20 protein-coding genes are annotated in these 22081 nt (G+C 64.0%); 15 read left to right on the top strand and 5 right to left on the bottom strand.

Annotated features, from left to right (window positions below):
- Positions 1–17 precede the first annotated feature (17 nt).
- Positions 18–731 (top strand): fimbrial biogenesis chaperone, encoded by a 714-nt coding sequence (locus HMPREF2581_RS04665; RefSeq protein WP_003134048.1) that lies wholly within the window; start codon positions 18–20, stop codon positions 729–731.
- A 95-nt stretch (positions 732–826) separates the two neighbouring features.
- Positions 827–3346: a fimbria/pilus outer membrane usher protein gene (locus HMPREF2581_RS04660; protein WP_003134047.1), complete on the top strand. Its 2520-nt coding sequence runs from the start codon at positions 827–829 to the stop codon at positions 3344–3346.
- Between the two features lie 79 nt (positions 3347–3425).
- On the opposite strand, the gene HMPREF2581_RS04655 is transcribed toward HMPREF2581_RS04660, so the two are convergent.
- Positions 3426–3947 carry a methylated-DNA--[protein]-cysteine S-methyltransferase gene (locus HMPREF2581_RS04655; RefSeq protein WP_003086236.1) on the bottom strand — a complete coding sequence of 174 codons (522 nt, stop codon included), beginning with the start codon at positions 3945–3947 and terminating at the stop codon, positions 3426–3428.
- A 558-nt stretch (positions 3948–4505) separates the two neighbouring features.
- Here HMPREF2581_RS04655 and pqsA point away from each other — a divergent pair.
- From pqsA to phnB, 7 genes are all read left to right on the top strand, one after another.
- Positions 4506–6059, top strand: coding sequence for an anthranilate--CoA ligase (gene pqsA / locus HMPREF2581_RS04650; protein WP_003140754.1), 1554 nt, complete (start codon positions 4506–4508; stop codon positions 6057–6059).
- Positions 6053–6904 (top strand): 2-heptyl-4(1H)-quinolone synthase subunit PqsB, encoded by an 852-nt coding sequence (gene pqsB, locus HMPREF2581_RS04645; protein ID WP_003140753.1) that lies wholly within the window; start codon positions 6053–6055, stop codon positions 6902–6904. Before pqsA ends, pqsB begins: the two co-directional genes overlap by 7 nt.
- Positions 6897–7943, top strand: a complete 1047-nt coding sequence (pqsC, locus tag HMPREF2581_RS04640) for a 2-heptyl-4(1H)-quinolone synthase subunit PqsC (protein WP_003108612.1) — start codon at positions 6897–6899, stop codon at positions 7941–7943. Before pqsB ends, pqsC begins: the two co-directional genes overlap by 8 nt.
- A 42-nt stretch (positions 7944–7985) precedes the next feature.
- Positions 7986–8999: an anthraniloyl-CoA anthraniloyltransferase gene (gene pqsD / locus HMPREF2581_RS04635; protein WP_003086245.1), complete on the top strand. Its 1014-nt coding sequence runs from the start codon at positions 7986–7988 to the stop codon at positions 8997–8999.
- Entirely contained in the window at positions 8993–9898 is a 906-nt protein-coding gene (gene pqsE / locus HMPREF2581_RS04630) for a 2-aminobenzoylacetyl-CoA thioesterase PqsE (protein ID WP_003086247.1), read from the top strand. The genes pqsD and pqsE overlap by 7 nt, the downstream gene beginning before the upstream one ends.
- A gap of 116 nt (positions 9899–10014) precedes the next feature.
- A complete protein-coding gene (locus HMPREF2581_RS04625) occupies positions 10015–11607 on the top strand; it encodes an anthranilate synthase component 1 (protein ID WP_003140752.1) in 1593 nt (530 codons plus the stop codon).
- On the top strand, positions 11585–12187 hold the full coding sequence (gene phnB, locus HMPREF2581_RS04620; RefSeq protein ID WP_003086250.1) for an anthranilate synthase component II: 603 nt from the start codon (positions 11585–11587) through the stop codon (positions 12185–12187). Before HMPREF2581_RS04625 ends, phnB begins: the two co-directional genes overlap by 23 nt.
- Here phnB and mvfR read toward each other — a convergent pair.
- A complete protein-coding gene (gene mvfR, locus HMPREF2581_RS04615) occupies positions 12140–13138 on the bottom strand; it encodes a multiple virulence factor transcriptional regulator MvfR (protein ID WP_003086252.1) in 999 nt (332 codons plus the stop codon). The genes phnB and mvfR overlap by 48 nt on opposite strands.
- A gap of 748 nt (positions 13139–13886) precedes the next feature.
- On the opposite strand from mvfR, the gene nadA reads away from it, so the two are divergent.
- Positions 13887–14945 (top strand): quinolinate synthase NadA, encoded by a 1059-nt coding sequence (nadA, locus tag HMPREF2581_RS04610; RefSeq protein WP_003112547.1) that lies wholly within the window; start codon positions 13887–13889, stop codon positions 14943–14945.
- 108 nt (positions 14946–15053) lie between these two features.
- On the opposite strand, the gene HMPREF2581_RS04605 is transcribed toward nadA, so the two are convergent.
- Entirely contained in the window at positions 15054–16487 is a 1434-nt protein-coding gene (locus HMPREF2581_RS04605; protein WP_003086256.1) for a tetratricopeptide repeat protein, read from the bottom strand.
- A 162-nt stretch (positions 16488–16649) separates the two neighbouring features.
- Here HMPREF2581_RS04605 and HMPREF2581_RS04600 point away from each other — a divergent pair, with 162 nt between their 5' ends.
- Together HMPREF2581_RS04600 and HMPREF2581_RS04595 are read left to right on the top strand one after the other, a co-directional pair.
- Entirely contained in the window at positions 16650–16901 is a 252-nt protein-coding gene (locus HMPREF2581_RS04600; RefSeq protein ID WP_003086258.1) for a sulfurtransferase TusA family protein, read from the top strand.
- Positions 16902–16934: 33 nt separating this feature from the next.
- Positions 16935–18008, top strand: coding sequence for an AI-2E family transporter (locus HMPREF2581_RS04595; RefSeq protein ID WP_003108615.1), 1074 nt, complete (start codon positions 16935–16937; stop codon positions 18006–18008).
- Between the two features lie 60 nt (positions 18009–18068).
- Here HMPREF2581_RS04595 and HMPREF2581_RS04590 read toward each other — a convergent pair whose 3' ends face one another.
- Both HMPREF2581_RS04590 and HMPREF2581_RS04585 read right to left on the bottom strand, forming a co-directional pair.
- A complete protein-coding gene (locus HMPREF2581_RS04590; RefSeq protein ID WP_003086262.1) occupies positions 18069–18542 on the bottom strand; it encodes a peroxiredoxin in 474 nt (157 codons plus the stop codon).
- Between the two features lie 11 nt (positions 18543–18553).
- Positions 18554–19111 (bottom strand): glycine cleavage system transcriptional repressor, encoded by a 558-nt coding sequence (locus HMPREF2581_RS04585; RefSeq protein ID WP_003086267.1) that lies wholly within the window; start codon positions 19109–19111, stop codon positions 18554–18556.
- A 183-nt stretch (positions 19112–19294) separates the two neighbouring features.
- Here HMPREF2581_RS04585 and dapA point away from each other — a divergent pair, with 183 nt between their 5' ends.
- Genes dapA through HMPREF2581_RS04570 form a run of 3 tightly spaced genes read left to right on the top strand, consistent with a single transcriptional unit; the run spans position 19295 to position 22078 of the window.
- Positions 19295–20173, top strand: coding sequence for a 4-hydroxy-tetrahydrodipicolinate synthase (dapA, locus tag HMPREF2581_RS04580; RefSeq protein WP_003086270.1), 879 nt, complete (start codon positions 19295–19297; stop codon positions 20171–20173).
- Between the two features lie 17 nt (positions 20174–20190).
- On the top strand, positions 20191–21381 hold the full coding sequence (gene bamC / locus HMPREF2581_RS04575) for an outer membrane protein assembly factor BamC (protein WP_003086271.1): 1191 nt from the start codon (positions 20191–20193) through the stop codon (positions 21379–21381).
- On the top strand, positions 21320–22078 hold the full coding sequence (locus tag HMPREF2581_RS04570; RefSeq protein ID WP_003112544.1) for an MBL fold metallo-hydrolase: 759 nt from the start codon (positions 21320–21322) through the stop codon (positions 22076–22078). The genes bamC and HMPREF2581_RS04570 overlap by 62 nt, the downstream gene beginning before the upstream one ends.
- The last annotated feature ends 3 nt before the right edge of the window (positions 22079–22081 follow it).

The following is a 22081-nucleotide window of genomic DNA, read 5'->3' as shown; positions in this document are numbered from 1 at the left end:
TGAGGTGTGAGTTCGTCATGAAATATCCATTTTCTTCCAGAGTTATCTGGGGTGGCATCCTTTTGCTTTTTTCCACCCTTGCCAATGCGGGAATCACACTGGGAGGAACCCGGGTCGTTCTGCAGGCGCCTGCCAAGGAGGCTGCAATCCTGGTCAGGAACCAGGCTTCCAAGGACGTGATGATTCAATCCTGGGTAGAGGCTGATAATGGGGCAGATAATCGCGAGGTCCCGTTTGCCATCACGCCTGCCCTAAGTCGTTTGGGAGGCAACAAGCAGCAAACCCTGCGTATCCTGTTTCAAGGGGAAGGCTTGCCGAGCGACAGGGAATCCGTATTCCGCCTGAACGTCCAGGAAATTCCGCAAAAATCTGCGTCGGCTAATACGTTGCAGATAGCTTTGCGCCAGCGTATCAAGGTCTTCTACCGCCCCGATAACTTGTCGGGAACTTCCGCCGAAGCGCCTGGAAAGTTGATCTGGCGTCTTGTTCGGCAGGGAGGTAAGTCGGTTGTCGAAGTTTCCAACGATACTGCGTTTCATGTCTCTTTCGCCAACGTGAAATTAAAAGCTGGCAATGCCTCCTATGTCGTTGATGCCGACATGGTCGCGCCGAAGTCGAGTCGCCGATTCGAAATCAAGGGAACTCCCCCCGGCGTTTCTGGAAATATCGAGTTCCAGAGCGTAAATGACTATGGCGGCCTCGATAAACATTCCAGCTCCTTATCCGACTGAAGCTCAGAAGAGCAGAAGGGCAGAAGAGCTGCTCTTAACTTCCCCTATGGATGGGTTTTTCCGGTTTGTCGGAAATTAGTCCAAGGAATATTCGCGTGGCCATATTTAGGAAAAGGTTCGACCTCAAGGTGTCCGTCTATTCCAGGTCTTCCTGTCTCGTGGCCTTGGGATTGGCTTTGCCTGCCGTAACTTCCGCGGTGGAATTCAACGCCGAGTTCCTGAACAACGAGGGCGGGGCGCCCGTTGAACTGAAGTATTTCGAGAACGGCAACTCGGTGTCGCCCGGCACTTACAGCGTCGACATTCATTTGAACCAGATCATGATCCGGCGCGAAGATGTCGTGTTCAGTGCCGATCCCGACACCGGAAGCGTTCGCCCGATCATTCGGATGGGCCTGCTCAAGGAGATTGGGGTCGATATCGCCCGGCTGACTCGGGACAAGCTCATTCCGGCCAACCTGGAAAACAATACGCCCCTGAATGTCGCCGAACTCATCCCCGGTGCATCCGTAGAGTTCGACGTCAACAGCCTTTCCCTGCTGGTCAGCATTCCACAGCTGTATGTACAGCGGCACTCGCGTGGCTATGTGGATCCCTCTCTTTGGGATGACGGCGTCACCGCGTTGTTTTCCAACTACCAGGCCAACTTCACGCGCAACACCAATTTTGGCCAGAACAGCGATTACCGCTACCTGGGTCTGCGCAACGGCTTCAACCTGTTTGGCTGGCGCCTGCGCAACGACTCTTCCCTGAGCGGAGGTACCGGCATGCGCAACAAGTTCAGTAGCAACCGTACCTATGTGGAACGTGACATTCGTGCCCTGAAGGGGACCTTGTCCCTCGGTGAGTTGTATACCTCCGCTCAGGGGGATGCTTTCGAGAGCGTGCGTATGCGCGGCGTGCAACTGCAATCCGATATCGGCATGCTGCCCGACAACGAGATCAGCTATACCCCGGTGGTGCGCGGTATCGCTGAAACCAATGCGACGGTCGAGGTGAGTCAGAATGGCTTCGTGATCTATTCCACCAACGTACCGCCCGGTGCGTTCGAGATCACCGACATCTATCCCAGCGGCTCCAATGGCGACCTGGAGGTCAAGATCATCGAGGCGGACGGACGCCAGCGGTCCTTCAAGCAGTCCTATTCCTACCTGCCGGTCATGACCCGCAAGGGGAACCTGCGCTATGGCCTGGCCGCCGGTGAATACCATAATGACGGCCAGCCGTCGGTCAACCTGCTCCAGGGATCGGCTGTGTATGGCTTGTCCGACAGGGTTACCGGCTTTGGCGGCCTGCTGGCTGCGGAGAAGTACAATGCCACCAACCTGGGCCTCGGCTTCAACACGCCCCTGGGCGGTCTTTCTGCGGACGTGACCCATAGCCAGTCCCGCACGCGACGGGGTGGGCGCAACCAGGGGCAGAGTCTGCGGCTTCTCTATTCCAAGACCATCAACGCCACCGAAACCAGCTTTACCGTGGTGGGCTATCGCTATTCCACGGAAGGCTACCGTACTCTCAGCCAGCATATCGACGACATGTCCGACGAGAGCTACCTCTATGGCTCAAGTTCCAGTCGGCAGAAGAGCCGCATAGACCTGACGGTGAACCAGACGCTGTTCCGACGCAGTTCGCTCTATCTCACGGCGGGCGAAACCACATATTGGAATCGCCCCGGCAGCAGCCGTCGCGTGCAGTTCGGCTTCAGCAGCGGCATCAAGCGCGCGAGCTACAGCCTGGCGGTTTCCCGTACCCAGGAGACGGGGTCGTTCGGGCGCTCCGATACCCAGTTCACGGCCTCCGTCAGCATCCCCTTGGGCGGTAGCGCACGCTCCAGTCAGGTATATGCCAATGCCGTGAGTTCACAGCATGGTGATTCGAGTCTGAACACCGGTATCTCCGGATACCTGGATGAAGCCAATGCGTTCAACTACAGCGCACAGGCCAACTACAGCAAGGACGGCGGCAACTCCGGCAGCGTCGGCCTGGGTTGGGACACGTCCAAGGCCAAGTTGTCCGCCAATTACAGCCAGGGGCGCGACAACAAGCAGATCAACCTGGGAGCAAGCGGTTCGGTAGTGGTGCATCCGGGGGGAGTGACCTTCGGCCAGCCGGTGGGGGAAACGTTCGGCCTGGTGGAGGTTCCGGAGGTTGGCGGCGTCGGCCTCGACGGCTACTCTTCGGTTCGCACCGACGGCCGTGGCTATGCCGTGCTCCCCTACATGCAACCCTATCGTTACAACTGGGTGAACCTGGATACCAATACCCTTGGAAGCGATACCGAGATCAGCGACAGCACGCAAATGGCCGTGCCGACCCGGGGCGCCGTGGTTGCCAAGCGTTTCTCCGCGGAGTCCGGTCGGCGGGTGCAGTTCGTCCTGAGCATGGAGTCTGGAGGAAAGATTCCCTTCGGTGCACAGGCATACGACAAGGAAGAGCGGGTCGTGGGAATGGTCGACAACCTGTCCCGTTTGCTGGTGTTCGGTATCGAGGACCAGGGGCGCCTGTCCATTCGCTGGAGCGATGGCTCCTGTTCAGTCGACTATCAGTTGCCGCCCAGGAACAAGGACCTGACGTACGAACGAGTTGCGCTCAGTTGCCGTCGGTCCTCGATCTGAAATGTCCCCGCTGCAGTCGGGTCAAGTCAAAAGGCGAGGATTTTTCCGGTGAACACCGGGCGCGAGGGCAAGCGGCAGCTCACTCGTCCTCGATCATGCTCAACAGGTCTGGTGTCCTGCCTCGGGTTTCCAAACGCAGCAACCACTGCTTGGCGGCCAACCCACCGGCGAAACCGGTGAGGCCGCCAGAGGCTCCGATCACCCTATGGCAAGGTGCAACAATGGACAGTGGGTTCCGTCCGTTGGCGGCTCCAACCGCCCGTACTGCGTTGGGGCTGCCGATCTGCACGGCTATTTCCGTATAGCTGCGGGTCTCGCCGAATGGAATGGTGAGCAGGGCGGACCAGACCTTTTTCTGAAATTCGGTACCTTGGAAGTCGAGCGGGAGTTCGAACCGGGAACGTTTGCCGGAAAAATATTCCCGCAACTGGCGTTCGGTTTCCGCCAGGAGGGAGCTGTCCTCGGAGAGGCGCATCTCGTCCAGCGGTACTCGGTTGGGACGCTCATGCTGCCAAAGAATCGCGACCAGAAAGGCATCGTCCCTGGCTACCAGGGTCAGTGTCCCGACCGGCGATTCCATTTTCCTGTAGCTATGGGGCATGTAGGTGTCCTCTTCGGCAGGATCGCCCAGTGTACTACGCAATGGGATTTCAACAGGGAGGCCTGCAAATGGCAGGCGAGACGGGGTGGAGCGCTATCGGCCCGATGGATGGCCGCTCGCTTCCAGGCATGCCGTCGCCCCCGTGGAGCCCAGGCCGAGCGCCTCGAACTGTGAGATCTGGGAGGCGATTTGCCGAGCAAAGTGGGTTGTCATTGGTTTGCCATCTCATGGGTTCGGACGCGGCCTCGAGCAAGGGTTGTAACGGTTTTTGTCTGGCCGATGGGGCTCTTGCGTAAAGAGGCTGCCGCCCTTCTTGCTTGGTTGCCGTTCTCGGATCCCGCGCAGCCCGGTGGGTGTGCCAAATTTCTCGCGGTTTGGATCGCGCCGATTGTCGCGGCCTACGAAGCCCGTGGTTCTTCTCCCCGAAACTTTTTCGTTCGGACTCCGAATATCGCGCTTCGCCCAGCGCCGCTAGTTTCCCGTTCCTGACAAAGCAAGCGCTCTGGCTCAGGTATCTCCTGATCCGGATGCATATCGCTGAAGAGGGAACGTTCTGTCATGTCCACATTGGCCAACCTGACCGAGGTTCTGTTCCGCCTCGATTTCGATCCCGATACCGCCGTTTATCACTATCGGGGCCAGACTCTCAGCCGGCTGCAATGCCGGACCTACATTCTCTCCCAGGCCAGCCAACTGGCCCGCCTGCTCAAGCCCGGCGATCGCGTGGTGCTGGCGTTGAACGACTCACCTTCGCTGGCCTGCCTGTTCCTGGCCTGCATCGCGGTCGGCGCCATTCCCACCGTGATCAATCCCAAGTCCCGCGAGCAGGCCCTGGCCGATATCGCTGCCGACTGCCAGGCCAGCCTGGTGGTACGTGAAGCCGATGCACCGTCGCTGAGCGGTCCTTTGGCGCCGTTGACCCTGCGTGCGGCCGCCGGTCGCCCTTTGCTCGACGATTTCTCGCTGGACGCGCTGGTCGGTCCTGCGGACCTCGATTGGAGTGCCTTCCATCGCCAGGACCCGGCGGCAGCCTGTTTCCTGCAATACACCTCGGGTTCCACCGGGGCGCCCAAGGGGGTGATGCACAGCCTGCGCAACACGCTCGGATTCTGTCGGGCGTTCGCTACGGAGTTGCTGGCATTGCAGGCGGGAGACCGGCTGTATTCGATTCCCAAGATGTTCTTTGGCTATGGCATGGGCAACAGCCTGTTCTTTCCCTGGTTCAGCGGAGCCTCGGCGCTGCTCGACGATACCTGGCCGAGCCCGGAGCGGGTCCTGGAGAACCTGGTCGCCTTCCGCCCCCGGGTCCTGTTTGGGGTGCCAGCCATCTATGCCTCGCTGCGTGCGCAGGCCAGGGCGCTGTTGAGCAGCGTGCGCCTGGCGTTTTCCGCCGGCTCGCCGCTGCCGCGCGGCGAGTTCGAATTCTGGGCCGCGCACGGGCTGGAGATCTGCGACGGCATCGGGGCTACCGAGGTCGGCCATGTGTTCCTCGCCAACCGCCCGGGGCAGGCGCGTGCCGACAGCACCGGGCTGCCGTTGCCTGGCTATGAGTGCCGGCTGGTGGACCGCGAAGGACACACTATCGAGGAAGCGGGCCAGCAAGGCGTGCTGTTGGTGCGTGGCCCTGGGCTGAGTCCGGGTTACTGGCGGGCCAGCGAAGAGCAGCAGGCGCGCTTCGCAGGTGGCTGGTATCGCACCGGCGACCTGTTCGAGCGCGACGAGTCGGGTGCCTACCGCCACTGTGGGCGGGAAGACGATCTGTTCAAGGTGAATGGCCGCTGGGTGGTGCCGACCCAGGTCGAGCAGGCGATCTGCCGTCATCTGCCGGAAGTGAGCGAGGCGGTTCTGGTTCCTACCTGCCGGCTGCACGACGGCTTGCGTCCGACCCTGTTCGTCACCCTGGCCACTCCGCTGGACGACAACCAGATCCTGCTGGCGCAGCGTATCGACCAGCATCTCGCCGAACAGATTCCCTCGCACATGCTGCCTAGCCAATTGCATGTGCTGCCGGCCTTGCCGCGCAACGACAACGGCAAGTTGGCGCGCGCCGAGCTGCGCCACCTGGCCGACACCCTTTATCACGACAACCTTCCGGAGGAACGGGCATGTTGATTCAGGCTGTGGGGGTGAACCTGCCCCCATCCTATGTGTGTCTGGAGGGGCCGCTGGGAGGCGAACGCCCTCGCGCCCAGGGCGACGAGATGCTGATGCAGCGCTTGCTGCCGGCGGTTCGCGAAGCCCTGGACGAGGCGGCGGTCAAGCCCGAGGAGATCGACCTGATCGTCGGCCTCGCCCTGTCTCCCGACCATCTGATCGAGAACCGCGACATCATGGCGCCGAAGATCGGCCATCCGTTGCAGAAGATCCTCGGCGCGAATCGCGCCCATGTCTTCGACCTCACCGACTCGAGCCTGGCTCGCGCCCTCTACGTGGTCGATACCCTCGCCAGCGACCAGGGCTATCGCAACGTCCTGGTCGTGCGCGGCGAATCCAGCCAGGGATTGGAAGTGGACAGCGAGTCTGGCTTCGCCCTTGCCGACGGCGCCCTGGCGCTGCTCTGCCGGCCGACCGGCAAGGCCGCGTTCCGTCGCGGTGCGCTGGGCGGTGATCCGGCGCAGGAATGGCTGCCGCTGAGCATTCCGCTGAATACCGATATTCGCCAGGTAGGCGACGTCAAGGGACACCTCAACCTGCCGGCCCAACCTGGATTGCCCGAAGCGGTACGCGCCGGATTCACCCGTTTGGCCGGGGACTTCCCGCAACTGAACTGGGTGCGCGAGGAATGGTTCGGCCAGGGACGGCCCGATGGTCGTTGCCTGGGGCCGTTCGAACTGGCGTCGCAACTGCGCGCGGCCCAGCGCGACCGTCTGGATGAACTGCTGCTGATCAGCTTCGATCCGTTCGGCATGGTGGTGGAGGGCGTGACCCTGGAACTGGCGGGAGAAGCTCATGCATAAGGTCAAACTGGCAGCGATCACCTGTGAACTTCCGGCTCGCAGCTACGAAAACGACGATCCGGTGTTCGCTGCGGTACCGGACCTCAGCGAGTCTTGGTGGCAATTCTGGGGCGTCAATCGGCGGGGCTATTTCGACCCGCGGAACGGCGAGAACGAGTTCAGCCTGGTGGTCCGGGCCGCCGAGCGCCTGCTGCGCAGCAGCGATACTGCGCCGGATAGCGTGGACATGCTGATCTGTTCGGCTTCCTCGCCGATCATGACCGACGCCGGCGATGTCCTGCCGGACCTGCGCGGGCGTCTCTATCCGCGCATGGCCAACGTGCTGTCCAAGCAGCTCGGCCTGAGCCGGGCGCTGCCATTGGATTCGCAGATGGAGTGCGCCAGCTTCCTGCTCAACCTGCGCCTGGCAGCGAGCATGATCCGCCAGGGCAAGGCCGAGAAAGTGCTGGTGGTGTGCAGCGAGTACATCTCCAACCTGCTCGACTTCACCTCGCGTACCTCGACCCTGTTCGCCGATGGCTGCGCGGTGGCCCTGCTGACCCGCGGCGACGACGACAGCTGCGATCTGCTGGCTTCGGCCGAACACAGCGACGCCACGTTCTATGAAGTGGCCACCGGTCGCTGGCGCCTGCCGGAAAACCCGACCGGCGAGGCCAAGCCGCGGCTGTATTTCTCGTTGTTCAGCGACGGCCAGAACAAGATGGCCAGCTTCGTCCCGACCAACGTGCCGATCGCGATGCGCCGGGCGTTGGAAAAGGCCGGCCTGGGCAGCGATGACATCGATTATTTCGTCTTCCACCAGCCAGCGCCGTTCCTGGTCAAGGCCTGGGCCGAGGGCATCGGTGCCCGTCCGGAGCAGTACCAGCTGACGATGGGCGATACCGGCGTGATGATCTCCGTTTCCATCCCGTACACCCTGATGACCGGCCTGCGCGAGGGCAAGATCCGCCCCGGCGATCGTATCGTCATGGCCGGCGCAGCCACCGGCTGGGGTTTCGCCGCCCAGGTCTGGCAATTGGGCGAGGTGCTGGTGTGCTGAGGCATCGCCATGTTGAACCACGGTGTCCGAGGAGGGCTGTACATGGGTAATCCGATCCTGGCCGGGCTGGGTTTCAGCCTGCCGAAACGCCAGGTCAGCAATCATGACCTGGTAGGGCGCATCAACACGTCGGATGAGTTCATCGTTGAACGCACCGGCGTACGCACCCGCTATCACGTCGAGCCGGAACAGGCGGTCAGCGCGCTGATGGTACCGGCGGCGCGCCAGGCCATCGAGGCTGCCGGGCTGCTGCCGGAGGACATCGACCTGTTGCTGGTGAACACCCTGTCGCCGGACCACCACGACCCGTCCCAGGCCTGCCTGATCCAGCCGCTGCTGGGCCTGCGGCACATCCCGGTGCTGGATATCCGGGCACAGTGCAGCGGGTTGCTGTACGGCTTGCAGATGGCTCGCGGGCAGATCCTCGCCGGGCTGGCACGGCATGTCCTGGTGGTCTGCGGCGAGGTGCTGTCCAAGCGCATGGACTGTTCGGACCGCGGCCGCAACCTGTCGATCCTGCTCGGCGACGGTGCCGGCGCGGTGGTGGTCAGCGCCGGCGAGAGTCTCGAAGACGGACTGCTGGACCTGCGCCTGGGCGCCGACGGCAACTACTTCGACCTGCTGATGACCGCGGCGCCGGGTAGTGCCTCGCCGACCTTCCTCGATGAGAACGTCCTGCGCGAGGGCGGGGGCGAGTTCCTCATGCGCGGCCGGCCGATGTTCGAGCATGCCAGCCAGACCCTGGTACGGATCGCCGGCGAAATGCTCGTGGCCCATGAGCTGACCTTGGACGACATCGACCATGTGATCTGCCATCAACCGAACCTGCGCATCCTCGATGCGGTGCAGGAGCAACTGGGCATTCCCCAGCACAAGTTCGCGGTGACCGTGGATCGTCTGGGCAACATGGCTTCGGCCTCGACCCCGGTCACGCTGGCGATGTTCTGGCCGGACATCCAGCCCGGACAGCGGGTGCTGGTCCTGACCTACGGTTCCGGCGCGACCTGGGGCGCGGCGCTGTACCGTAAACCTGAGGAGGTGAACCGGCCATGTTGAGGCTTTCGGCTCCCGGTCAACTGGATGATGACCTGTGCCTGTTGGGGGACGTCCAGGTGCCGGTGTTTCTGCTGCGTCTCGGTGAGGCGAGCTGGGCGCTGGTTGAAGGAGGGATCAGCCGGGATGCCGAATTGGTTTGGGCGGACCTGTGCCGCTGGGTCGCCGATCCGTCCCAGGTGCACTACTGGCTGATCACCCACAAGCACTACGACCACTGCGGCCTGCTGCCCTACCTGTGTCCGCGGCTGCCGAACGTACAGGTCCTGGCGTCCGAGCGGACCTGCCAGGCCTGGAAGTCGGAAAGCGCGGTGCGGGTGGTCGAGCGCTTGAACCGGCAACTGTTGCGTGCGGAGCAGCGGTTGCCCGAGGCCTGTGCCTGGGACGCTCTGCCGGTTCGCGCGGTGGCCGACGGCGAGTGGCTGGAGCTGGGACCGCGGCATCGCCTGCAGGTCATAGAGGCCCACGGCCACAGCGACGATCACGTGGTTTTCTACGACGTGCGACGCCGACGCCTGTTCTGCGGCGATGCCCTGGGCGAGTTCGACGAGGCAGAGGGGGTGTGGCGGCCGCTGGTGTTCGACGACATGGAGGCTTACCTGGAGTCCCTGGAACGTCTGCAGCGTCTGCCGACCCTGCTGCAACTGATCCCGGGACACGGCGGCCTGCTGCGGGGGCGGCTGGCCGCGGATGGGGCCGAGTCGGCCTATACCGAGTGTCTGCGCCTGTGCCGGCGGTTGCTCTGGCGCCAGTCCATGGGCGAGTCCCTCGACGAACTGAGCGAGGAGCTGCACCGCGCCTGGGGTGGGCAGAGCGTCGACTTCCTGCCCGGCGAACTGCACCTGGGGAGCATGCGCCGGATGCTGGAGATTCTCTCCCGCCAGGCGCTGCCTCTGGACTGAGGCGGGACATCCATTGCGGCGATCGCCGCCGACGGCAGCGGTCGCAATTGGGGGAAAAGGGGGTTATCGATGATGAACATGCCGTTGCGCGCTAGCGTCGCGCAGGCCAGTCGCCCATGGGCGCGGGGAGATGGCTCGTGAGCGGGGTTGGCTATCGACTGGAAGAAAGTCTGGAGTACCGCACGCTGGTGCCGGAGGCGCTGTCGATCTGGCGCATGGCCGGCGCCAACCGGATGCTGTTCGACTGCTTCGACGTGGACAGCAAGGCTGCGCGGCGTAGCGTGGCGATCCTTTCCAGCTGCCTGCGCATCGAGTGCTGGGGGCGCGATGTAGTGCTGCGGGCGTTGAACGCCAATGGACGCGCCTTGCTGGCACCGTTGAGCGAGGCCTGTCCGGCCCAGGTCACCTGCTTGCGTGACGGCGACACCCTGCACTGGCGCTTCCCCCAGGAAGAGTCGCAGGCGGACGAGTGGCGACGCCTGCATGGCCTGTCCAGCCTGGAGGCGCTGCGCCGCGTGCTCGGAACGCTGGGCGACGCGGAGGAGCCTGCGCTGCTGGGCGGCCTGTTCAGTTTCGACCTGGCCGAGCAGTTCGAACCCTTGCCGGCGCCGGCCGAACCTGCGCGGCATTGCCCGGACTACCTGTTCCTGGTGCCGGAGTTGCTGCTGGATATCGATCACCTGGCGCGCCGGACTTCGCTGCAGGCGTTCGTCCACGATCCGGCCGGGCACGACAGGTTGGCCGCCAGCCTGCGCCAGTGTGCCGACGAATTCCATGGCGCCGTGGAGGAGGCTTCCGAGTCGCCGGTGGCAGGCGTACGGGCCGGCAACTACCAGGTCGACCTGGACGATGCGAGCTTTGCTCGCCAGGTGGAGCGCCTGCAGGCCCACGTGAGGGCCGGCGACGTGTTCCAGATCGTACCGTCGCGCAGCTTCAGCATGCCGTGCGCGGACCCCTGGCGGGCCTATCGCCAGTTGTGCCTGCGCAACCCCAGCCCGTACCGCTTCTTCCTCGATGCGGGGGACTTCTGCCTGTTCGGCGCTTCGCCGGAGTCGGCATTGAAGTACGACGCGGAGAGTCGCGAGGTGGAACTCTACCCCATTGCCGGCACTCGCCCGCGCGGACGCGATGCCCGGGGCGCCATCGATGCGGAACTGGACAATCGCCTGGAAGCGGAGTTGCGCCTGGACGCCAAGGAGATCGCCGAGCACATGATGCTGGTCGACCTGGCGCGCAACGATCTGGCGCGGGTCTGCCGCAGCGGTACGCGGCAGGTGCGCGACATGCTCAAGGTGGATCGCTACAGCCACGTGATGCACCTGGTCTCGCGCGTGGCTGGCGAACTGCATGGCGAACTGGATGCGCTGCATGCCTACCGTGCCTGCCTGAACATGGGCACCCTGGTCGGTGCGCCGAAGGTCCGTGCCATGCAGTTGCTGCGGCAGTACGAGGATGGCTATCGCGGCAGCTACGGTGGCGCGATCGGCATTCTCGACAGCGCCGGCAACCTCGATACCAGCATCGTCATCCGCTCCGCCGAGGTCCGCGAAGGTATCGCGCGGGTCCGGGCAGGCGCCGGCGTGGTGCTGGATTCGGATCCACGGCTGGAGGCCGAGGAAACCCGCAACAAGGCGCTGGCGGTGCTGACCGCCGTGGCCGCTGCCGAACGCGAAAGGGGAGAGCGCGATGCGCATCACGCTGTTGGATAACTTCGATTCCTTCACCTACAACCTGGTTGAGCAGTTCTGCCTGCTCGGCGCGGAGGTCCGGGTGATGCGCAACGATACGCCGTTGCCGACGATCCAGGCGGCATTGCTGGCCGACGGTTGCGAACTGCTGGTGCTGTCGCCGGGGCCCGGTCGGCCGGAAGACGCCGGCTGCATGCTGGAATTGCTCGCCTGGGCCCGCGGGCGCTTGCCGGTGCTCGGCGTCTGCCTCGGCCACCAGGCGCTGGCGCTGGCCGCCGGTGGCGCGGTGGGCGAGGCGAGGAAACCGCTGCATGGCAAGAGCACGTCCCTGCGTTTCGATCAGCATCACCCGCTGTTCGACGGCATCGCTGACCTGCGCGTCGCGCGCTACCACTCGCTGGTGGTCAGTCGCCTGCCGGAAGGTTTCGACTGCCTGGCCGATGCCGATGGTGAGATCATGGCGATGGCCGATCCGCGCAATCGACAGCTGGGCTTGCAGTTCCATCCCGAGTCGATTCTCACCACCCACGGCCAGCGTCTGCTGGAGAACGCTCTACTCTGGTGCGGCGCGCTGGCGGTACGCGAGCGCCTTCGGGCCTGAGCGGCGCTGCACCGTTTCGACGATGCTCGGTTGCCAGGCCGGCGCATCGTCGAAACGCTGGCGGCCCAGTTCGCGCAGGCGCTGGCGGGCGCTTTCGAGAAAGCGCAGGAAGCTGCGCTCGGATTCCAGCGCGGTGTTGTAGTAGCAATACACCTTGGTGTCGATGCCGCCCGGTTCGTAGAGTTCGCTGAGGACTGCCAGGGTACCGTTGCGCAGGCGTTCCTCGACGAAATAATGCGGCGCGATGCCCCATCCGACGCCGGCTTCCACCAGACGCAGCATGTCGTCGAAGTTTTCCACGAAGAGCACCTTGTCGCTGACCGGCCGCAGCAGGTTCGAATGCTGCCCGGAGCGGCTGCCGAGGCTGATCTGCCGGTAATTGGCCAGGCTCGCGATGCTGTGCAGGGAGGCATTGCACAACGGGTGCTGCGGATGGGCGACGACGAACGCCTTGGTGTAGCCGAGCACGCACTGGTTGAAGCGGGAGATCTTCAGTTCCTCGTCGATGGTGATGGCGATATCGATTTCCGCGTTGTCCTGCTTGATCGTCGCCAGGCTATCGGCGGGCGAGGTGCGTATCAGGCTGACCATGTTGAAATCGTCGAGCAGTACGCTGCTCACCGTATCGCAGAACGACGGCGGGATGGCGGTGTCCAGCAGCACCCGGAGATTGCGCGGACCCTTGTTGAGATTGAAGGCGATGTCGCCGATCAGCTGCTGGTAGTTCAGCAGGCTGCGCATGTAAGGGATCAGGCGAAGCGCCTGCTCGGTGGGTTCGACCTTGTAGCCGTCCCGACGGACCAGCTCCACGCACAGGTCGATTTCCAGGTTGCTGACCGCCGAGCTGACCGCGGTGTGCGACTTGCGCAGGATCCGCGCAGCGGAGGAAATCGAACCGGAGGCGATGACCTGGAGGAACATGTTCACGTGATTCAGGTTATGAATAGGCATCCCTTATTCCTTTTATTGGGTGGCGCGTGCCGCTTCCCTTGATCGGGTCAGGTTGCCGCTACTGTGGAAGAAGCGTCGAGGACTCGATAGATAGCGCCCGAGTGTTTCAACTTGTCTTCTGGATGACGTTTTCATCGGGGAAACCTCCCGTCGGTCAGTGAAGCGCAAGGGCTGGCGTGCGAGGGTGGAATCGGCCGCCGGCTCGCTTTCTGCGCGGCGGGCGCACGGCACGGGGAGTCGTCGTTTTGGAGGTGAGGGATGACGGCTCTGTTTCAGGATATTTTTATAATTATGTGAAAGAAGAGCTTATTTCAACGAAATATGTTTCATATTGCTCGTAAATTCGACGAAAAGAAAATCCGGATATTTACCGGTTATTTAACGCTAATACCAAGTGCCTAATACCAAAGTATTAACGCTGGTATGCCGGCATGTCGTGTTCGGTCGTGGAGCGAGCCGAGCTAGGGACGGTTCTAAGAAACGAAAAAATTATGTCGCGTAGGTCTAACGACCGAAACCTATGTCTTTTGTTAGCGTAGCCACCGGCCAGGCCGGTACGGACGCCGGGATGGCCCTGGCGCGACCTATGCGGTTAGAATCCGCGGCCTTGCAGGCGGATACCCCGAGCTTCGCTCGAGGGTGTCGCGGTGCCGTGCCCGAAACCTGCAATCGTCAGCTCCCGGCGGTCCAGCCTGCCGCCGGGTATAAAATCGAGAGACGCGCTGTTGCGCCTTCAGGTGTAGCGACTATGACGCACATTTCCGAACGACTCCTGGTCCAGGCCCACCTGGCCGCCAAGCAACCCCGCGTGTTGAGCGAGCAGGAGAGCGCCGAGCATCGCGCGGCGATCGCGGCCGAACTGAAGGCGCAGAACGCGGTACTGGTGGCGCATTACTACTGCGATCCGGTGATCCAGGCGTTGGCCGAGGAGACCGGCGGTTGCGTATCCGATTCGCTGGAGATGGCCCGTTTCGGCAACCAGCATCCGGCGCAGACGGTGGTCGTGGCTGGGGTGCGCTTCATGGGCGAGACGGCGAAGATCCTCAACCCTGAGAAGCGCGTGCTGATGCCGACCCTCGAAGCGACCTGCTCGCTCGACCTGGGCTGCCCGGTGGATGAATTCTCGGCATTCTGCGACCAGCATCCGGAACGGACCGTGGTGGTCTATGCGAACACCTCCGCGGCGGTGAAGGCACGCGCCGACTGGGTCGTGACCTCCAGTTGCGCGGTGGAGATCGTCGAACACCTGATGGACAACGGCGAGCCTATCCTCTGGGCACCGGACCAGCACCTGGGACGCTACATCCAGCGCGAGACGGGGGCCGACATGCTGCTCTGGGACGGCGCCTGCATCGTCCACGAGGAGTTCAAGGCCAAGCAGTTGGAAGACATGAAGGCGCTCTACCCTGACGCCGCCATCCTGGTCCACCCCGAATCGCCGGAAAGCGTGGTCGCGCTGGCCGATGCCGTGGGCTCGACCAGCCAGTTGATCAAGGCCGCGCAGACCCTGCCGAACAAGACCTTCATCGTCGCCACCGATCGCGGCATCTTCTACAAGATGCAGCAGCTGTGCCCGGACAAGGATTTCATCGAGGCCCCCACCGCCGGCAACGGCGCCGCCTGCCGCAGTTGCGCGCACTGCCCGTGGATGGCGATGAACACGCTCGAGCGGACCCTGGCCTGCCTGCGCGAGGGCAGCGGGGAAATCTTCGTCGACCCGGCGTTGATCCCGCGGGCGGTCCGTCCGCTCAAGCGCATGCTCGACTTCACCCAGGCCGCGCGCCTGCGCCAGGCCGGGAACGCCTGAACCTGGCGAGGGCGTCCCGCTGCGTAGGGCGAGTAAGCGCGGTGCGGTTGTTCGCCCAACCCCCTGTTTCGACGAGCATCGCCGGGCGTTTTTCCTCGGATACGCCGTTCAGCGGAACATTTCCTTGACCATCTTTTCCTGCTGGCGAATTTCCTGCTGGCGGGCGTCGAGTCGCGCAGCCAGTTGGAAGTTGCCGCCAGCGCGGCGCTTGGCGAAATCGAGCTGCTCGATGGCGGCCTGGTAGTCGCCGGTCAGAGACAGGTACTCGGCCCGGGCCTGGTGCACGCCGATGGCGTTGTTGGTCAGGCTGCGCACCTCGGCCAGGCGGTTCCAGACATCCGGGTCCAGCGGCCGCGCCTTGCTCAGGTCGTCGAGGATCTTCTCCGATTCCTGCGGCTTGCTCATCTTCAGCATCAGGTCGGCGCGCACCTGTTTCAGCGGGTAGCTGCTGGGGAACTGGGCGAGCATCTTCTTCAACCGCTGGTCGGCATCCGGCAGGCGGTTGGCGGTGATGTCCAACTCGACCTGGGCCAGGTTGTAGGCCACGTCGTTGGGTGCCTTCGCCAGCAATTGCCTGAGGTTGTCACGGGCATCGTTGAGCTGGCCGATGCGCGTCTGCGAGATGGCCAGTCCGTAGCGCGCGGCATCCAGCTTGGGATTGTCGTTGAGCATGGCGCGGAAGCGCTTGCCGGCCATCCCCGGGGTTTCCTCGAAGAGCAACTGAGTGCGCGCGCGCATCTGCTGGTAGCGCAGGCTGTCTTCCTTGCCGCCCTGGGGATACTGTTCGGCGCGGTTGCGGGTGTCGGCGATACGCGATTCGGTGACCGGGTGGGTGAGGAGGAACTCCGGCGGCTTGCCGTCGTAGCGATACTGCCGCGCCAGGCGCTCGAACATGTTCGGCATCGAGCGCGGATCGTAACCGGCGCGAACCATGTTGGTGACGCCGACGCGGTCGGCTTCCTGCTCGTTCTGCCGGGAAAAGCGCAACTGGTTCTGGATCGCCGCCGCCTGGGTCCCGGCGATCGCCGCGATACCCGCATCCCCTGCGCCGGCGGCCGCGGCGACGATGCCGGCGAGCATCGCTGCCATCACCGGCAGTTGCATGCGCTGCTGTGCCTCGATGCCGCGGGCGAAGTGGCGCTGGATCAGGTGGCCGAGCTCGTGGGCCAGCACCGCGGCATACTCGCCTTCGGTCTGGGCGTTGAGCAGTAGCCCGCCGTTGACCCCGATCACGCCGCCGGGCGCGGCGAAGGCGTTGATCTGTGCGTCGCGGATGAGGATGAAGGCCAGCCGGTGGTCCTGCAGGTCGCTGGTTTCGGCCAGCCGGTAGACGCTGCTTTCGACGAAGTCCTTGAGCTGCGGGTCGGAGATCGCATCGACCTGGTTGCGCAGCATGCTCAGCCAGGCGCGGCCCAGCTGGAACTCCTGCTCCGGCGAAACGATCGAGGAAGATGCGTCGCCCAGGGAGGGCAGATCGTCCGACATGACCGGTGAAGCGAGCATGCAGGCGAGCGTCAACAGGGCAGGGCGCAGTACATTCATGCAGGAGGCTCAGGTTGGCAAAGGCCTTACTTTAGCCGTTGGTTATCGGCACTGCCTAGGTATCTGCCCGAGACCCGAAGCTGTTGGACTTCGAGCGCCGTTTCAACTGGCCAGCGGCGGATAGGCTTGGGTATGCTTGTCGGCCCTTCGGGAGAGGCTGTCATGACGGATAACGATTCATCCCCCCTGGTATGTGACGCGGAGCTGGATGCCAGTGGTCTCAATTGTCCGCTGCCCCTGCTAAAGGCCAAGCTGGAGCTGAACCGCCTGCCCAGCGGCGGGGTGCTCAAGGTGATCGCCACCGATGCCGGGTCGCAGCGAGACTTCCGGGCCTTCGCCCAGCTCGCCGGCCATGAACTGCTGCGCGAAGAGGCCGCCGAAGGCGTCTATCGATACTGGCTGCGCAAGCGTTAGCGGAGCTTTCGCCGTTCCGATTCAGGATTTCCGATGATCAAGGTGTTACGCGACTGGATGCAGCGCTACTTCTCCGACGAGGAGGCCGTGGTGCTGGCGATCATGCTGGTGCTCGGCTTCAGCGTCATCCTCGCCTTCGGCGGGATGCTCGCGCCGGTACTGGCGGCGATGGTGATCGCCTTCCTGATCCAGGGCGTGGTCGGCATGCTGGAACGCTTCCGGGTGCCGCACCTGTTCGCCGTGTGGCTGGTCTACAGCTTGTTCCTCGGCTTGCTGGCGCTGTTCCTGGTGGTCCTGCTGCCGCTGCTCTGGCAGCAATTGTTCACCCTGTTCAACGAACTGCCGCGGATGCTCGGCGAATGGCAGAGCGTGCTGCTGATGCTGCCCGAGCGCTATCCCAGCCTGATCAGCGAGGAGCAGGTGCTCAAGGCCATCGAGACCGCGCGCGGCGAATTCGGCCAGATCGGCCAGTGGGCGCTGACCTCGTCGCTGGCCAGCCTGCCGGTGGTGGTGAACGTCATGATCTACCTGGTGCTGGTGCCGATCCTGGTGTTCTTCTTCCTCAAGGACAAGAAGCGCTTCCATACCTGGTTCCACCGCTACCTGCCGCGCGAGCGCGGGCTGATGAAACAGGTCTGGGCCGAGATGAACCAGCAGATCGCCAATTACATTCGCGGCAAGGTCATCGAGATCGTCATTACCGGCGCGGTGACCTACATCGCCTTCGCCTACCTGGGGCTCAACTACGCAGCGCTGCTGGCCCTGCTGGTCGGCCTGTCGGTGGTGGTGCCGTACATCGGCGCGGTGGTGGTGAGCGTACCGGTGGCGATGATCGCCTTCTTCCAGTGGGGCTGGAGCGACCAGTTCATCTACCTGATGGTGGCCCACGCGATCATCCAGGCGCTGGATGGCAACGTGCTGGTGCCGCTGCTGTTCTCCGAGGCGGTGAACCTGCACCCGGTGGCGATCATCTGCGCGGTGTTGCTGTTCGGCGGGCTCTGGGGCTTCTGGGGCGTGTTCTTCGCGATCCCCCTGGCGACCCTGGTGAAAGCGGTGCTGGATGCCTGGCCCAAGGACCTTCCCGAGACTCCGGCAGCCACGCGATAGCATCGGCCGCATGAAAAATGCAAAAGGCCGCGGATGCGGCCTTTTTTTTCGGGGCGGGGCTCAGGCGCCGTTGAGCGCCTGGGCGGCGGCGAGAACCGCGTCGACATGCCCGGGCACCTTCACGCCGCGCCACTCCTGGCGCAGTACGCCGTCCCTGTCGATCAGGAAGGTGCTGCGGTCGACGCCCATGTATTCCTTGCCGTAGAGCTTCTTCAGCTTGATCACGTCGAACAGCTGGCAGACCGCTTCATCCTTGTCGCTGATCAGCTCGAAGGGGAATTCCTGTTTGCACTTGAAGTTCTCGTGGGACTTCAGGCCGTCGCGGGAGATGCCGAAGACCTCGGTATTGGCCTTCTGGAACGCCGCGTACTGGTCGCGGAAGCCCTGGCCCTCGGTGGTGCAACCGGGGGTGCTGTCCTTCGGGTAGAAATACAGGACGACCTGCTTGCCCTTCAGCGCGGACAGGGTCACCTCCTTGCCGCTGGTTGCGGGGGCGGTGAAGTCGGGTACGGGTTTGTCGATTGCGACCGGCATGGCTCGGCTCCTCAGGGGTGTTGGGGGCGCCAGGGTTCGATCAGGGCATCCAGGTTCAGGGCGTCGGCGAAGTCCAGGAACTGGTCGCGCAGCCAGCTGATCTGGGTGCCGGCGGGCAGCGTCACGGTAATCGTGGCGTTGAGCATGGTGGTGTTGGTGTGCGGCGCCTGGTAGGTGTCGCAGGTCAGGTTCTCCAGCTCGATGTTGTGGTCGATGAAGAACTGGCAGAGTTCGTTGAGGATGTCCGGGCGATACACCGCGCTGACATAGGCCACGTAAGGCAACGCCTGGGCGCGGGTCACGTGGGCGTTGCTGCGGGTCATGCTGAGGGTGATGTCGCCGCGCTTGGTGAGGGCCGGCAGGCTGCCCTCGAGGCGGGCGAGGGCATCCCAGCTTCCGGAGATCTGCAGCACCAGGGCGCTGAACTCTCCGTGGCGGGTCAGGCGGCTGCTGACCACGGCGCAGCGGCTCTCGACGCAGGCGCGGCAGAGCAGGGTGGTCAGCTCCATCGGATTGGGGCCGAGGGCGCTGATCAGAAGGAATTGTTCGCGGGGTTGGCTGGTGGACATTCAACTTTCCTGGAATACGCTGGCGGCACGGGCCGTACCTAAAGCGGGAAGGGTAGCGAAAAGCGCCGCCGAGGGAAACGTCTGCCGCCTGTCAGCGGCTTCCGACGAGGTGGCGCTCGTCTTGTGCAAGGCCTGCCGCCGACAGTACCATTACCGCTTTAATTTCGCGGCAGGAGCGGTTGCATGATTGCGGGCAGTATGGTGGCACTGGTCACCCCCTTCGATGCTCAGGGTCGACTGGACTGGGACAGCCTCGCCAAGCTGGTGGACTTCCACTTGCAGGAAGGCACCAACGCCATCGTCGCCGTCGGCACCACCGGTGAATCGGCCACGCTGGACGTGGAAGAGCACATCCAGGTGATCCGTCGCGTGGTCGACCAGGTCAAGGGCCGCATCCCGGTGATCGCCGGCACCGGCGCCAACTCCACCCGCGAGGCGGTGGCGCTGACCGAGGCCGCGAAAAGCGGCGGCGCCGACGCCTGCCTGCTGGTGACGCCGTACTACAACAAGCCGACCCAGGAAGGCATGTACCAGCACTTCCGCCATATCGCCGAAGCCGTTGCGATCCCGCAGATCCTCTACAACGTGCCCGGGCGTACCTCCTGTGACATGCTTCCGGAGACCGTCGAGCGCCTGTCCAAGGTGCCGAACATCATCGGCATCAAGGAGGCCACCGGCGACCTGCAACGCGCCAAGGAAGTCATCGAGCGCGTCGGCAAGGACTTCCTCGTCTATTCCGGCGACGACGCCACTGCCGTCGAGCTGATGCTGCTGGGTGGCAAGGGCAACATCTCGGTGACCGCCAACGTCGCGCCGCGCGCCATGAGCGACCTGTGCGCCGCCGCCATGCGCGGCGACGCCGCTGCCGCGCGCGCCATCAACGACCGCCTGATGCCGCTGCACAAGGCGTTGTTCATCGAATCCAACCCCATTCCGGTGAAGTGGGCCCTGCATGAGATGGGTCTGATCCCCGAGGGCATCCGCCTGCCCCTGACCTGGCTCAGCCCGCGTTGCCACGAGCCGCTGCGTCAGGCCATGCGCCAGACCGGCGTATTGGCTTGATCAAGGAGCTCCACGCAATGAAGCGACTGGCTGGACTGACCGCCCTCGCCCTGGTTATCGGCAACACTTCCGGCTGCGGCTGGCTGTGGGGGCCGGAGGGCTATTTCCGCGACCGCGGCGACGACTACCTCGGCGCCCGCGAGACGCCTCCCATGCAATTGCCCGAAGGGGTGCACAGCAAGCCGCTCGATCCGCTGCTGCCGATTCCGCTGAACGTCGCCACCACCCACGAAAAAGAGGGTGAGTACGAGGTTCCGCGTCCGCAGCCGCTGGCCAACGCCGGCGACATCAGCGACTACAGCCTGCAGCGCAGCGGCGATAGCCGCTGGGTCGTGGCCCAGCGTCCGCCGGCGGAAGTCTGGCCGGTGGCCCGGCAGTTCTTCGAGGAGAACGGTTTCCGCATCGCCGACGAGCGCCCGCAGACCGGCGAGTTCAGTTCCGACTGGCAATCGCTGTCGCAGCTTTCCGCGCCGCTGGCACGCCGCCTTAGCAGCCGCGTGAGCGGTGTCGAGCCGGACGGCCAGGCACGGGTTCGGGTGCGTATCGAGCCCGGCGTGCAAAGCAATACCAGCGAGGTCTACGTGCTCAGCCAGACCCGCGCCGCCGGTGACACCAGCAGCCCGAGCTGGCCGAGCAAGTCGGTGGCGCCGAGCCTCGACGCGGCGCTGCTCGACGAGATGGTCGCGAGCATGGCGCGCAGCGCCGAGCAGGGCGGCTCGGTCTCCCTGCTGGCAGCCAACTCGATCTACGACACGCCCGGCACCTTCGAGTTGAGCAAGGACGGCAGCGGCAACCCGGTGCTGACCTTGCAATCCGACTTCGACCGCTCCTGGGTCAGTGTCGGGCGTGCCCTGGATAACGCCGATATCCGCGTCGACGACCTCAACCGCAGCCTTGGCGTGTACTACGTGAACATCGCCGAAGGGGCGAAGAAGCCCGACGAAGACAAGCCCGGGTTCTTCAGTCGCCTGTTCGGCGGCGGCGAGAAGACCAAGGAAGAGGAAGACGCCAAGGCGCAGCGCTACCAGGTCCGCCTGACCACCGTCAGCGACGCCGTGCAGGTCACCGTCGACAAGGACATCAACACCTCTGCGCCGGCCGATGTCGCGCAAAACGTACTGGAAAAACTCCAGGAGAGCATGCGCAATGCGGTTCGCGGTTCTGGGCAGCGGAAGCCGGGGCAATTCGGCCTTGGTGAGCAGTTCTGACACCCGGATACTGATCGATTGCGGCTTCCCGCTGCGTGAAATCATCAAGCGTCTGGCGCGCCTGGGGCTGAGTCCCGCGCAGCTGGACGCGATCCTGGTCACGCACGAACACGCCGATCACATCCATGGCGTCGAACTGCTGGCGCGGCATTACCAAATCCCGGTCTATCTCAGTGCGGGTACCCTGAGCGGCATGCGCCGCCCGGTGCACCCCGTCGAGCTGTTGAGGGCCGGCCAGCGCCTGGCGATCCGCGGGCTGGAAGTGCAGGTGGTTGGCGTCTCGCACGACGCCCGCGAGCCTACCCAGTTCGTGCTGTCCGACGGACAGCGGCGCTTCGGCATGCTCACCGATCTGGGAGTGGCCACGGCCGAGGTGCTGGAGTGCTATCGTGCGGTGGATGCTCTGGTGGTCGAGGCCAACCACGACAGCACGATGCTTGCCGGTGGCCCGTATCCCTATTTTCTCAAGGCCCGCGTAGGCGGTTCGCGAGGGCACTTGAACAACCATCAGTCCGCAGAACTGGTGAAGCAGCTGGATTGGGGTCGCATGCAGCACCTGGTGCTGGCCCATCTCAGCGAAAAGAACAACTCGCCGCAGCTGGCCCGGCAAACCTTCGTCGACACCCTCGGGTGCGATCCGGGCTGGCTGCAGGTGGCCGATCAGCATTCAGGCCTGGATTGGCGCGAGATCGCCTAGGCC

It is taken from the genome of Pseudomonas sp. HMSC057H01, assembly GCF_001836405.1.
In the GTDB taxonomy this organism is placed as follows: Bacteria; Pseudomonadota; Gammaproteobacteria; order Pseudomonadales; family Pseudomonadaceae; genus Pseudomonas; species Pseudomonas aeruginosa.
Note: the sequence above shows the minus strand (reverse complement) of the source record. Positions and strands in the feature narration are given on the sequence as shown.

Excerpts from the sequence above, each read along its gene's own strand:
- pqsA (WP_003140754.1), top strand. The coding sequence starts at position 4,506 with ATGTCCACATTGGCCAACCTGACCGAGGTTCTGTTCCGCCTCGATTTC.
- pqsB (WP_003140753.1), top strand. The coding sequence starts at position 6,053 with ATGTTGATTCAGGCTGTGGGGGTGAACCTGCCCCCATCCTATGTGTGT.
- HMPREF2581_RS04605 (WP_003086256.1), bottom strand. The coding sequence starts at position 16,487 with ATGAATGTACTGCGCCCTGCCCTGTTGACGCTCGCCTGCATGCTCGCT.
- dapA (WP_003086270.1), top strand. The coding sequence starts at position 19,295 with ATGATTGCGGGCAGTATGGTGGCACTGGTCACCCCCTTCGATGCTCAG.
- HMPREF2581_RS04625 (WP_003140752.1), top strand. The coding sequence starts at position 10,015 with ATGGGCGCGGGGAGATGGCTCGTGAGCGGGGTTGGCTATCGACTGGAA.
- HMPREF2581_RS04595 (WP_003108615.1), top strand. The coding sequence starts at position 16,935 with ATGATCAAGGTGTTACGCGACTGGATGCAGCGCTACTTCTCCGACGAG.
- HMPREF2581_RS04585 (WP_003086267.1), bottom strand. The coding sequence starts at position 19,111 with ATGTCCACCAGCCAACCCCGCGAACAATTCCTTCTGATCAGCGCCCTC.
- phnB (WP_003086250.1), top strand. The coding sequence starts at position 11,585 with ATGCGCATCACGCTGTTGGATAACTTCGATTCCTTCACCTACAACCTG.
- pqsC (WP_003108612.1), top strand. The coding sequence starts at position 6,897 with ATGCATAAGGTCAAACTGGCAGCGATCACCTGTGAACTTCCGGCTCGC.
- HMPREF2581_RS04590 (WP_003086262.1), bottom strand. The coding sequence starts at position 18,542 with ATGCCGGTCGCAATCGACAAACCCGTACCCGACTTCACCGCCCCCGCA.
- pqsE (WP_003086247.1), top strand. The coding sequence starts at position 8,993 with ATGTTGAGGCTTTCGGCTCCCGGTCAACTGGATGATGACCTGTGCCTG.
- nadA (WP_003112547.1), top strand. The coding sequence starts at position 13,887 with ATGACGCACATTTCCGAACGACTCCTGGTCCAGGCCCACCTGGCCGCC.
- HMPREF2581_RS04665 (WP_003134048.1), top strand. The coding sequence starts at position 18 with ATGAAATATCCATTTTCTTCCAGAGTTATCTGGGGTGGCATCCTTTTG.
- HMPREF2581_RS04600 (WP_003086258.1), top strand. The coding sequence starts at position 16,650 with ATGACGGATAACGATTCATCCCCCCTGGTATGTGACGCGGAGCTGGAT.
- pqsD (WP_003086245.1), top strand. The coding sequence starts at position 7,986 with ATGGGTAATCCGATCCTGGCCGGGCTGGGTTTCAGCCTGCCGAAACGC.
- HMPREF2581_RS04655 (WP_003086236.1), bottom strand. The coding sequence starts at position 3,947 with ATGCCCCATAGCTACAGGAAAATGGAATCGCCGGTCGGGACACTGACC.
- HMPREF2581_RS04570 (WP_003112544.1), top strand. The coding sequence starts at position 21,320 with ATGCGGTTCGCGGTTCTGGGCAGCGGAAGCCGGGGCAATTCGGCCTTG.
- bamC (WP_003086271.1), top strand. The coding sequence starts at position 20,191 with ATGAAGCGACTGGCTGGACTGACCGCCCTCGCCCTGGTTATCGGCAAC.
- mvfR (WP_003086252.1), bottom strand. The coding sequence starts at position 13,138 with ATGCCTATTCATAACCTGAATCACGTGAACATGTTCCTCCAGGTCATC.